The organism is Pseudomonas sp. NPDC089547, assembly GCF_050280665.1.
Lineage (GTDB): Bacteria > Pseudomonadota > Gammaproteobacteria > Pseudomonadales > Pseudomonadaceae > Aquipseudomonas.
On sequence record NZ_JBNNVS010000001.1, the window covers coordinates 196,452 to 208,303 of the forward strand.

At 61.8% G+C, this 11,852-nt stretch carries 10 protein-coding genes; 4 read left to right on the forward strand and 6 right to left on the reverse strand.

Features of this window, described 5'->3' with window-relative positions:
* Positions 1 to 225 precede the first annotated feature (225 nt).
* Together lptF and lptG are read left to right on the forward strand one after the other, a co-directional pair.
* Positions 226 to 1,341 carry an LPS export ABC transporter permease LptF gene (gene lptF, locus ACQKPZ_RS00840; RefSeq protein ID WP_391124677.1) on the forward strand — a complete coding sequence of 372 codons (1,116 nt, stop codon included), beginning with the start codon at positions 226 to 228 and terminating at the stop codon, positions 1,339 to 1,341.
* The gene (lptG, locus tag ACQKPZ_RS00845; protein WP_391124680.1) at positions 1,334 to 2,395 is read left to right on the forward strand and encodes an LPS export ABC transporter permease LptG; all 1,062 of its coding nucleotides are present in this window, start codon (positions 1,334 to 1,336) and stop codon (positions 2,393 to 2,395) included. Before lptF ends, lptG begins: the two co-directional genes overlap by 8 nt.
* Positions 2,396 to 2,580: 185 nt before the next feature.
* Here lptG and ACQKPZ_RS00850 read toward each other — a convergent pair whose 3' ends face one another.
* The 6 genes from ACQKPZ_RS00850 to gcvH form a co-directional block, all read right to left on the reverse strand.
* Positions 2,581 to 3,069 (reverse strand): RDD family protein, encoded by a 489-nt coding sequence (locus tag ACQKPZ_RS00850; RefSeq protein ID WP_427534983.1) that lies wholly within the window; start codon positions 3,067 to 3,069, stop codon positions 2,581 to 2,583.
* A 90-nt stretch (positions 3,070 to 3,159) separates the two neighbouring features.
* Positions 3,160 to 3,372: a cold-shock protein gene (locus ACQKPZ_RS00855; RefSeq protein ID WP_391124686.1), complete on the reverse strand. Its 213-nt coding sequence runs from the start codon at positions 3,370 to 3,372 to the stop codon at positions 3,160 to 3,162.
* 358 nt (positions 3,373 to 3,730) lie between these two features.
* Complete coding sequence (gene gcvT / locus ACQKPZ_RS00860) at positions 3,731 to 4,852, reverse strand: glycine cleavage system aminomethyltransferase GcvT (protein ID WP_427534984.1); 1,122 nt, start codon at positions 4,850 to 4,852, stop codon at positions 3,731 to 3,733.
* Between the two features lie 27 nt (positions 4,853 to 4,879).
* Positions 4,880 to 6,256, reverse strand: a complete 1,377-nt coding sequence (locus ACQKPZ_RS00865; protein WP_427534985.1) for an L-serine ammonia-lyase — start codon at positions 6,254 to 6,256, stop codon at positions 4,880 to 4,882.
* A gap of 145 nt (positions 6,257 to 6,401) precedes the next feature.
* Entirely contained in the window at positions 6,402 to 9,257 is a 2,856-nt protein-coding gene (gcvP, locus tag ACQKPZ_RS00870) for an aminomethyl-transferring glycine dehydrogenase (protein WP_427534986.1), read from the reverse strand.
* Positions 9,258 to 9,268: 11 nt separating this feature from the next.
* Complete coding sequence (gene gcvH / locus ACQKPZ_RS00875; RefSeq protein ID WP_391124697.1) at positions 9,269 to 9,652, reverse strand: glycine cleavage system protein GcvH; 384 nt, start codon at positions 9,650 to 9,652, stop codon at positions 9,269 to 9,271.
* 433 nt (positions 9,653 to 10,085) lie between these two features.
* Between gcvH and ACQKPZ_RS00880 the strand changes: the two genes are divergently transcribed.
* Entirely contained in the window at positions 10,086 to 11,162 is a 1,077-nt protein-coding gene (locus tag ACQKPZ_RS00880; protein ID WP_427534988.1) for a helix-turn-helix domain-containing protein, read from the forward strand.
* 187 nt (positions 11,163 to 11,349) lie between these two features.
* Entirely contained in the window at positions 11,350 to 11,847 is a 498-nt protein-coding gene (locus ACQKPZ_RS00885; protein ID WP_427534990.1) for a DUF2589 domain-containing protein, read from the forward strand.
* Positions 11,848 to 11,852: the final 5 nt, after the last annotated feature.

The window sequence follows — 11,852 nt, forward strand, 5'->3', positions numbered from 1 at the left end:
GTGCCAGCAGAAAAGCTGCCAGTTTGAGCCTGCGGCAAGCGTGCTGACAACCCCGTTATGCGCCTTCATGCGCGGCCAAGTGACAGGGGCGGTCAATCACAGGATAATGCGCGCACTTTACATGGAGGTTCGCCTTTGGCGAACCGGCATTGGTCTTGGATGTACTAAGTCATTGTTTGGCGCCATTGCATGGCAGTCCGCCCTGACAACCCAGGAGTGTCTGGTTTGATCGTCTTTCGTTATCTGTCCCGCGAGGTCCTGGTGACCTTGAGCGCCGTCAGCGCTGTGCTGCTGGTGATCATCATGAGCGGGCGCTTCATCAAATACCTGGCCCAGGCTGCGCAGGGCGTGCTCGACCCGGGCGTGCTGTTCCTGATCATGGGCTTCCGGCTGCCGGGCTTCCTGCAGCTGATCCTGCCTCTGGGGCTGTTCCTCGGCATTCTTCTGGCTTACGGGCGCCTTTACCTGGAAAGCGAGATGACCGTGCTGTCGGCCACCGGCATGAGCCAGCAGCGCCTGCTGGGCCTGACCATGGCGCCGGCCGCCCTGGTCGCCCTGCTGGTCGCCTGGCTGAGCCTGAGCCTGGCACCGCTGGGCGTGGCCCAGGTGCAGCAGATCATCGCCCAGCAGGACACCCTGACCGAGTTCGACACCTTGGTGCCGGGCCGCTTCCAGACCTTGCGTGACGGCTCACGGGTCACCTACACCGAGCAGCTGTCGGACGACCGCGTCAACCTGGCCGGGGTGTTCATCTCCGAGAAGCGCTTCAACCAGGACAAGACCAAGGATCGCGCCCCGTCGGTACTGGTCGCCGAGAAAGGCCACCAGGAGATCCAGGCTGATGGCAACCGCTATCTGGTGCTGGAGAACGGCTACCGTTATGACGGTAACCCTGGCCAGGCCGATTACCGCGCGATCAAGTACGACACGTATGGTGTGCTGCTGCCCAAGCCGGAAGTCGCCGAGGAAGTGACAGAGCGCGAAGCCATCCCCACTTCCGAGCTGATCGGCAAGAAGGGCCTGCGAGAGCGCGCCGAACTGCAATGGCGGCTGTCGCTGCCGATCCTGGTGTTCGTGGTCACCCTGCTGGCGGTGCCGCTGTCCCGGGTCAACCCCCGCCAGGGCCGCTTCCTCAAGCTGCTGCCGGCAATTCTTCTGTACATGGCCTACCTGACAATGCTGATTTCCGTACGCGGCGCCCTCGAGAAGGGCAAATTGCCGATTGGCCTGGGCATGTGGTGGGTCCACGGCCTGTTCCTGCTGATCGGCCTGGGCCTGTTGTATTGGGAACCGCTGCGCCTCAAGCGCGCTGCCCGTCGTGCGGAGGTGGCCCATGGGTAAGCTGGACCGCTACATCGGCCAGAGCGTGCTGCTGGCCATCCTGGCCGTGCTGGGCATCATCCTCGGCCTGGCCTCGCTGTTCGCATTCATCGACGAGATGAGCGACCTGAGTGACACCTACACGGTGATGGAGGCCGGTAACTTCGTCCTGCTGACTGCACCCCGACGGCTGTACGACATGCTGCCGATGGCCGCCTTGATCGGCTGCCTGATCGGCCTGGGCAGCCTGGCCAGCAGCAGCGAACTCACCATCATGCGTGCGGCCGGGGTTTCGATTGGCCGCATCGTCTGGGCGGTGATGAAGCCGATGCTGGTGCTGATGCTGGTCGGCCTGCTGATTGGCGAATACCTGGCTCCGGTGACCGAGAACAAGGCCCAGGCCGACCGTTCCCTGGCCCAGGGCGGTGGTGAGGCGCAAAGCTCCAAGCGCGGCATGTGGCACCGCCAGGGTGAGGAGTACGTGCACATCAACGCTGTGCAGCCTAATGGCCTGTTGCTGGGTGTGACCCGTTACCGCTTCGACAGCGAGCGCAAGATCGTGACGTCGAGCTTCGCCCGCCGCGCGCAATACCAGGCCGACCACTGGCTGCTTGCCGACGTGCGTACCACCTACTTCCGTGGCGACCATACCGAAGTTGTCAACGCGCCAGAGGAGCGCTGGGACGTTTCGCTCACGCCGGAATTGCTCAATACGGTAATCCTGGCGCCAGAGTCGCTGTCGATTACCGGCCTGTGGGACTACATTCACTACCTGTCGGATCAGGGCCTGAACAATGCCCGCTACTGGCTGGCGTTCTGGACCAAGGTGCTGCAGCCGATGGTGACGGCGGCGCTGGTGCTGATGGCGATCTCGTTCATCTTCGGCCCGCTGCGTTCGGTAACCCTTGGCCAGCGCGTGTTCACCGGTGTGCTGGTGGGCTTTGTGTTCCGCATCGCCCAGGACCTGCTGGGGCCATCGAGCCAGGTGTTCGGCTTCCCGCCGCTGCTGGCGGTGGTGATCCCGGCGGGCATCTGTGCCTTGGCCGGTTTGTGGTTATTGCGCCGGGCGGGGTAGTGGCCTGAGCTCTGCACAAAAAAGCCGACCTGAGGGTCGGCTTTTTTGTGGGTGTCAGCCTGTGCTGGCCTCTTCGCGGGCATGCCCGCTCCCACAGGTACAGCGCAGGCATCAAGGTGGGTGCTATCCCTGTGGGAGCGGGCGAGCCCGCGAAGAGGCCGGCAACGCCAACAAAAATCTTTGGTTTATTTCTTTTGTTTCGGCACCCGTACCAACTGGCTTTCCGAATAGATGTCATGCCAGCCACGCTTGCGCTTGTCGATCAATACCCAGAAAAAACCTAGCCCCAGGCACAACCAGGAAGCAATCGACACCACGAAACGCAGCAACGCCTGCCACAGGCTGATGGCCGAGCCATCGGCGTTCTGCACCCGCACGCCCCATACCTGCATGCCCAGCGTCTGCCCACCGTGGGTCCAGAATTTGGCAAAGAAGCCAAACAAGGCGAACAGCAGTACCGTCGACAGCAACGGGTCGCCATCCAGTGCGCCGGCCTCGGTAAGCTCGCGCATGCGTGCTTCGCCAATGATCGCCATCTGGACCAACTTGTAGGCGCCGGCAGTCACGATCAGCAGCGCCGTGCACAGCAGAAAGTCATAGAACATCGCCGCCAGGCGCCTACCAAGGCCGACCGGTGGGAACTCACCCTGGGGTGTAAGCAGAGGCTTGGTCATGCAGGACAGCTCCAGAAATCGAAGCCGCTATTCTACGGGCAAAAAAAAACCCCTGCACTTGGCAGGGGCTTTTGGGTGTCTGGTATTCGCTTAGGCGACGACCTGAACCTTGTCAGCCTGCTGGCCTTTCTGGCCCTGGACTGCTTCGAAGGTGACTTTCTGGCCTTCTTTCAGGCTCTTGAAGCCATTGCCTTCGATAGCGCGGAAGTGCACGAACAGATCCGGACCGCTTTCTGGAGTGATGAAACCGTAACCTTTTTCGTCGTTAAACCACTTGACGGTACCGCTCTGACGCTCAGCCATTGTCTTATTTCCTACGAAGCTTGAATTGTGATGACAGTTACTTTCGCACTTATCTGTAAGCGAAAGATTACTGGGCTGGGTTGCAGGAAAGTAAGAGACGTCGAACGGGTTGTAGCAAATATCGGCTACTGGCCCAGGTCACGAACTGTTGCGACCCATGCAAACACAGTCCCGTGAATGTACGCCAACTGCCGAGCGAAAAACAAGCCCTTGGTCGTATGGAAAAATGGTCGTTTGCCGATAACCGACCGCTTTGTCGGAAACGGTATGGCGCCTGGCCTGGCGCCATATTCAAAAGTTATTGGCAAGGTTCGAAAACGAATATGTCGAACCTCACCGAATTCCTCATAAAGTGGCTTCAGCCGCGGTAGTAACGTTGTGCCACGAAAGGCATTTTGCTGACTTTCAAGGCAACCTTCTTGCCGCGCACCACGGCATACAATGCGGTGTCGAGTGCGGCATGTTCACTATCGATATAACCCATTGCGACAGGTGCACCGAGTGTGGGGCCAAAACCGCCACTGCACACTTTACCTACGGGTTTGTCGTTTGCATCGACAATATCGGCCCCTTCACGCACTGGTGTACGTTCTTGTGGCAGCAGGCCGACGCGTTTGCGAACCACGCCATCGCGCTGCTGGGCATAGATCGCTTCGGCGCCCGGGAAGCCAGCGGCACGTGCACCATCGGCACGGCGCACCTTGGAAATCGCCCACAGCAGGCTGGCTTCGATCGGGGTGGTTTCGGTGTTCATGTCGTGGCCGTACAGGCACAGGCCGGCTTCCAGGCGCAGCGAGTCGCGTGCACCCAGGCCGATCGGCTGTACTTCCGGCTCGGCCAGCAGGCGGCGGGCCAGGGCTTCGGCAGCATTGGCCGGTACCGAAATTTCGTAGCCATCTTCGCCGGTGTAGCCCGAGCGGCTGACGAAGCAGTCTTCACCCAGCAGTTTCACCGGGCGGAACTGCATGAAGGTCATGCCGGCTACTTCCGGGGCCAGGCGCTCCAGCACCTTGACTGCTGTCGGGCCTTGCAGGGCGAGCAGGGCACGGTCTTCGAACAGCGGCTGCACCTCGCAACGGTCGCCAATGTGTTTCTGCAGGTGGGCCAGGTCCTGGTCCTTGCAGGCGGCGTTGACCACCAGGAACAGCGTGTCATTGCCCAGGTTGGCAACCATGAGGTCGTCAAGGATGCCGCCTTGCTCGTTCGTGAACATGGCATAGCGTTGCATGCCTGCCGGCAGGTCGATGATATCCACCGGTACCAGGCTTTCCAGGGCCTTGGCGGCGTCGGCGCCGCGCAAGGTGATCTGGCCCATGTGCGAAACGTCGAACAGGCCGGCCTGCTCGCGGGTGTGCAGGTGCTCCTTGAGCACGCCCAGCGGGTACTGCACGGGCATGTCATAGCCGGCGAACGGCACCATGCGCGCACCCAGTTCAAGGTGCAGGGCGTGCAGTGGGGTCTTGAGCAGTGTTTCGGACATCGGTGACTCCTTGCTGTTGTTGTCGGGTCAACATTCGATGATGTTGACGGCCAGGCCGCCGCGGGCGGTCTCTTTGTATTTGCTTTTCATATCGGCGCCGGTCTGGCGCATGGTGCGGATGACCTTGTCGAGTGACACGAAGTGTTGGCCGTCGCCGCGCAAGGCCATGCGTACCGCGTTTATCGCCTTCACCGAGCCCATGGCGTTGCGCTCGATGCAGGGCACCTGGACCAACCCGCCGATCGGGTCGCAGGTCAGGCCCAGGTTGTGTTCCATACCGATTTCAGCGGCGTTTTCCACCTGCTGCACGCTACCGCCCATGACTTCGCACAGTGCTCCGGCGGCCATCGAGCAGGCCACGCCAACCTCGCCCTGGCAGCCCACTTCGGCGCCGGAGATGGAGGCGTTTTCCTTGTACAGGATGCCGATGGCGGCGGCAGTAAGCAGAAAACGCACCACCCCGTCATCGCTGGCGCCCGGTACGAAGCGCATGTAGTAGTGCAACACCGCCGGGACGATGCCTGCCGCGCCGTTGGTGGGCGCAGTGACCACGCGCCCGCCGTAGGCGTTTTCTTCGTTCACCGCCAAGGCGTAGAGGTTGACCCAGTCGAGTACCGAAAGGGCATCGCGCAGGCTTGCCTCCGGGTGGCGACTCAGTTGGCGGTACAGGGCCGGAGCCCTGCGCTTGACTTTCAGCCCACCCGGCAATATGCCTTCATGTTGGCAGCCGGCTTCGACGCAATCCTGCATCACCTGCCAGATGCGCAGCAGCCCGGCGCGGGTTTCTGCCTCCGGGCGCCAGGCCGCCTCGTTGGCCAGCATCACCTGGCTGATCGGCAGGTTTTGCGTGGTGCAGTGGCCGAGCAGTTCCTTGGCGGTCTTGAACGGGTAGGGCAGTACGGTGCTGTCCTCGACGATGCGGTCGTGGCCGGCGGCGTCTTCGTCCACCACGAAACCGCCGCCCACCGAGTAGTACTCGCGGCTGCGGATCTGCAGGCCGGCGTCGTCGAAGGCGCGGAAGATCATGCCATTGGGGTGGTAGTCCAGCGGCTTGCGGATCATCGCCAGGTGCTGCTTTTCAATGAACGCGATGCTGTGCTCGCCCAGCAGGTGCAGGTGGCCGCTGTCGCGGATGGCTTGCAGGCGGGCGGGGATGATGTTGGTGTCGACGGTGTCGGGGTGTTCACCTTCAAGGCCCAGCAGCACGGCCTTGTCACTGCCGTGGCCCTTGCCGGTAGCGCCCAGCGAGCCATACAACTCGGCCTTGATGCTGGTGGTGCGGGCCAGCAGGCCATCACGGCGCAGCCCTTCGGCGAAGCGTGCAGCGGCGCGCATCGGGCCGACCGTGTGCGAACTGGAGGGGCCGATGCCGATCTTGAACAGGTCGAAGACGCTCAGTGACATGGTGGTACCTCCTGAGGATTTTGGGGCTGCTGTGCAGCCCTTTCGCGACACAAGGCCGCTCCTACAAAGAGCGACGCGGTCCCTGTAGGAGCGGCCTTGTGTCGCGAAAGGGCCGCAAGGCGGCCCCAGCTTTCTGAAGGCCGCCTCAGGCGTCCTGATAGCTCTCGATCGACGGGCAGGCGCATACCAGGTTGCGGTCGCCGAACACGTTGTCTACCCGGCCGACCGGTGGCCAGTACTTGCCTTCCACCAGGCTTGGCAGCGGGTAAACCGCCTGCTCGCGGCTATAGCCGTGGGCCCATTCGCCGACCAGCTCGGCCGCGGTGTGCGGCGCGTTCTTCAGCGGGTTGTCGTCCTTGTCCAGGCTGCCGTTTTCGACCGCGCGGATTTCTTCACGGATCCGGATCATCGCGTCGCAGAAGCGATCCAGCTCTTCCTTGGCTTCGCTTTCGGTCGGTTCGATCATCAGCGTGCCGGCCACCGGGAAGGACATGGTCGGGGCGTGGAAGCCGAAGTCGATCAAGCGCTTGGCCACGTCGTCCACGCTGATACCGTTGGTGTCCTTCAGTGGGCGCAGGTCGAGAATGCACTCGTGGGCCACCAGGCCATTTGCGCCGGTATACAGAACAGGATAGTGCTCTTCCAGCCGGCGGGCGATGTAGTTGGCGTTCAGGATTGCCATCTGCGACGCACGCTTGAGGCCGGCACCGCCCATCATGCGGATGTACATCCAGGTGATCGGCAGGATGCTGGCGCTGCCGAACGGTGCGGCGCACACCGCACCTTCGGTGTTTTCCAGCTGTGCGTGGCCTGGCAGGAACGGCGCCAGGTGCGACTTGACGCCAATCGGGCCGACGCCCGGGCCGCCACCGCCGTGCGGGATGCAGAAGGTTTTGTGCAGGTTCAGGTGGGACACGTCGCCACCGAACTTGCCTGGGGCGCACAGGCCGACCATGGCGTTCATGTTGGCGCCGTCGATGTACACCTGGCCACCGTTGTCGTGGATGATCGCGCAGATTTCGCCGATGGCCTCCTCGAACACACCGTGGGTCGACGGGTAGGTGATCATGATCGCGGCCAGGCGCTCGCGGTGCTCGATAGCCTTGGCGCGCAGGTCCTCGACATCGACGTTGCCGCGGGCATCACAGGCGGTGACCACGACGCGCATGCCAGCCATGTTGGCAGTGGCCGGGTTGGTACCGTGGGCCGACGATGGGATCAGGCAGATGTCGCGGTGGCTTTCGCCGCGGCTGCGGTGGTAGGCGCGGATAGCCAACAGGCCCGCGTATTCGCCCTGCGAGCCGGCGTTGGGTTGCAGCGACACGGCGTCATAGCCCGTGGCGGCGCACAGCATGGCTTCCAGCTCGGTGGTCATCTGCAGGTAGCCCTGGCTCTGCTCGGCCGGGGCGAACGGGTGCAGGTTGCCGAACTCGGCCCAGGTGACCGGGATCATTTCGCTGGCGGCGTTCAGCTTCATGGTGCACGAGCCCAGCGGGATCATGCTGCGGTCCAGCGCCAGGTCCTTGTCGGCCAGGCGGCGCAGGTAGCGCATCAGCTCGGTTTCGCTGTGGTAGCGGTTGAACACCGGGTGTTCGAGGATGGCCGACTGGCGCAGCAGAGTAGCTGGCAGCAGCGGGGCGGTGCTTGCGGCCAGGGCGGCGAAATCAGGTTGTGCCTGATCGCCGGCGAACAGCTGCCACAGGGCTTCGACATCTGCCTGGCTGCTGGTTTCGTCCAGCGACAGGCCCAAGTGGGTGGCGTCGACCTGGCGCAGGTTGATGCCCTGGGCGCGAGCCTTGTCGTGCAGGCCGGCGGTGGCAGTGCCGGTGGCCAGGGTCAGGGTATCAAAGGCGCTGGCGCCCACTACCTGCACGCCCAACGCCTTCAGGCCAGTGGCCAGGATTGCGGTCAGGGCATGGGTACGCTCGGCAATGCGCTTGAGGCCGGCCGGGCCGTGGTACACGGCGAACATACTGGCAATGTTCGCCAGCAGCACCTGAGCGGTGCAGATGTTGCTGGTGGCCTTCTCGCGGCGGATGTGCTGTTCGCGGGTTTGCATGGCCAGGCGCAGGGCGGTTTTGCCGAAGCGGTCGATCGACACGCCGACCAGGCGGCCCGGCATGTCGCGCTTGAAGGCATCACGGGTGGCGAAGTAGGCCGCGTGCGGGCCACCGAAGCCCAGTGGCACGCCGAAGCGCTGGGCGCTGCCGATGGCCACGTCGGCATCGAATTCGCCCGGCGGGGTCAGCAGGGTCAGGGCCAGCAGGTCGGCCGCAACGGCAACAAGGGCGTTGGCGGCGTGGAAGCGCTGTACCACTTCACGGTAGTCGAACACTTCACCGTTGCTGGCCGGGTATTGCAACAGGGCGCCGAAGAAGGCGCTGACATCGCCCAGCTCGCGCTCGTCGCCGACTACAACCTCGATACCCAGCGGTTCGGCACGGGTGCGCAGCACGTCGAGCGTTTGCGGGTGGCAGTGCACGGAGGCGAAGAAGGCGTGGCTGGCCTTGTTCTTCGACAGGCGCTTGCAGAAGGTCATGGCCTCGGCTGCTGCAGTGGCTTCGTCAAGCAGGGAGGCGTTGGCGATCGGCAGGCCGGTCAGGTCGCTGATCAGGGTCTGGAAGTTCAGCAGCGCTTCCAGGCGGCCTTGGGAAATCTCCGGCTGGTACGGGGTGTAGGCGGTGTACCAGGCCGGGTTTTCCAGCAGGTTGCGCAGGATCGGCGCCGGGGTGTGAGTGTTGTAGTAGCCCTGGCCGATGTAGCTTTTGAACAGCTGGTTCTTGCCGGCGATGGCCTTGAGGGCTGCGAGCGCGTCGGCTTCACTTTGGCCGTCGTGCGAGCCCAGTACGCTGGTGCCTTTGATGCTGTCGGGGATGACTGCGGCCGTCATGGCTTCCAGCGAGTCGAAGCCCAGGGTAGCGAGCATGGCCTGCTCGTCAGCGGTGCGCGGGCCGATGTGGCGGGCGATGAATTCGTTGGCGGTGCTGAGGTTGATGGTCATGGTGGGGATCCTCAGGCGTCGGCGTTGGCGTTGAGCAGGCGGTCATAGGCGTCCTGGTCGAGCAGGGCGCCGACAGCGGCGGCATCGGCAGGCTTGAAGCGGAAGAACCAGCCTTCGCCCATCGGGTCTTCGTTCACCAGTTCCGGGCTGTCTTCGAGCTGGCCGTTGACCTCGACCACTTCACCGGTCAGGGGCATATAGACGCCGCTTGCGGCTTTTACCGACTCGACGGTGGACGCTTCGCTGCCTTTCTCATAGTGCTGCAACTCTGGCAGTTGCACGAAAACCACATCGCCAAGGGCGTTCTGGGCGTAGGCGGTGATGCCCACGGTGACGCTGCCATCGGCTTCGACGCGCAGCCATTCGTGATCTTCAGTGAAACGCAACTCGCTCATGGGGAATCCTCGGGAAGCAGGGCGTTGGGCGCGGTGGCTCCGCGCTCTTGGGGTGGTTTTCTTTAAGCAATAATGCGGCCAGTTATAAAAAATCCTTAAAAAACAAAGTTTTAGTTGATTTTCAGGATTGGCGGCGGGCTTTTATGGAACGAAAACGTTACAGAAGATGGGGGGTGAAAAAAAGTTTGGGGATCAAACCCTTGCGCAGCCTCAGTCGAATGCGTGTGTATTGATATCATTACAATGTATTGATATCGATACGTGCCTGTCTGCGGCTGCCTCATGCCGGCTCTGCCGCGACGCTTAAGCGTCGGCCAGGCAGAAAGAGATGTAGTTTGAACCTTGCCTGTGGAAGCACGATGCCAAAGTAGTGGCATGTCGCCCTTCCTCCTTCTAAGAGATTTACCGACTCAACTAAGGATGGGTCGGTACGATGGAGTTTTATTCTGCTAAGGGTTTTAGCGACAACGAAGGACAGGATGAGCCAGCGATTTCGAGTTTTCACAGTGCAACCTTGCGTACTTCCAGCCATCAAGGCTTTGCGGTTTGGCGGCAAACAATCGAGGTTCTGTTTGACGCCACTGCTGTTGATCGCAACGACTTTTCGGCTTCATTAGCTGTTTACCATTTCAACCGCTTTCTGTTTTGCAAGGGCGACGTGGGCGGTGCCCGCTACTGTCGCGACGGTGTCCGTTTGAAATGGTGTGACCTGGATCATTACCTGCTTCACCTTCCTTTGCACAAAGGGCTGGTTTGCGGCAATGGCTTAAGGGTGCGCCCACGGGATGTGGTGGTGCTTGATCTGTCTCAACCGGCTGGCTTTTCCATGGCGGCGGGCGAGGGCATCAGCCTTTTGATTCCGCGTACAGCACTGCCCTCCCTGTTGCACGACAGGGGCCAACTGCATGGTTTGGTGCTGCGCCGGGAGAGCGCATCTGGCGTGCTGTTGGCGCAACTGTTTTCATCACTGGAGCTTGCGGTGCCCAAGCTTTCGAGGGTTGAGGCCTTGAGGCTTACCCTGCCCGTATTGGGCATGGTTGCCGCCTGTCTGGGCCAGGTAGCGGCCCATGCAGCGGCTGCGCCACGCACTGGGCCAGTCGACCTTGGCCGCAGGGTACGGCTTTACATTGAACAGAATCTGCAGCGTGAAGACCTTTCGCCGGGTGTGCTTGCCAAGGAACTGGGCGTTTCACGCAGTCAACTTTATCGAGCGTTTGAAAAATTTGGAGGTGTACGGCACTACGTCCTTCGACGTCGTTTGCGCCGCTGCCTGTTCGCACTCTGCGACCCGGCCAACGCCGTCCGGCGAATAGCGGACCTTGCCTACGATCATGGGTTTGCCGATGAAGCACATTTCAGTCGCCTCTTTCGCCAGGCTTTCGGTTTATCACCGCGGGCCACGAAAGCCGCAATACAGCGTGGGGAACTGTCGGGCATTTCACCCTTGATATCGAAAGCGGGTGGTGCGCCAGCGCTGGCGGATTGGGTGCGGGAATTGACCAGCAGTTAACCCTTCAGTGGCCGTTTACAGCAATTGCTGCCTTTTGGGACGGGCATCCAGGTTTTTGAGACGCTGGCCAGCAGACTTTGCCCTGGGCGTGGGCCTAACCTCGACTCGTCAATCAACCCATCAGTACGTGGCGTTGCCAGGCGCAGCATCTTGCATTGGCACTGACATCTGACAAGGAGCGTTTCGTGTGGCGAACCAATCTCTGCACCTGCTGATCCAGAGTATCGCCGGGGCTGTCGCTGAAGCACAGGACAAGATCCAACGCTTCCAGATCTCCACGGTGCGCCAGTATTTCGATGAGGATAACCGGCCAGTCAGTGTCGAGGTCCGGTTGCCCTCTACTTCCCCTGATGCATTGGAGGGGGAGGAGCGCGTGGTATGCGTGCCGCTGCTTTCCCTTGTTGGTTCGCGGTTGCTCGCTGTAAAGGACATGGAAATATCCTTCGAAGTTGGCCTTAACGCTGATGAAAGTGGCGTACCGCTTGCGGTGCAAGGTGCGCAGCCCGACGCAGGTAGTGACAACTCCCCATGGCCGACTGAATCCAACAAGCCTTTGAGCGTCGACCTCGACGCTCGCCGTAATGGGGAAGGCGGGCCTCTTGCGCGCGTCACCCTCAGAGTCGAAACCCAACCCTCGTCTGAAGGAATGGCTCGGCTGCTTCAAAACCTGGACAAATTGATCTGAGTACA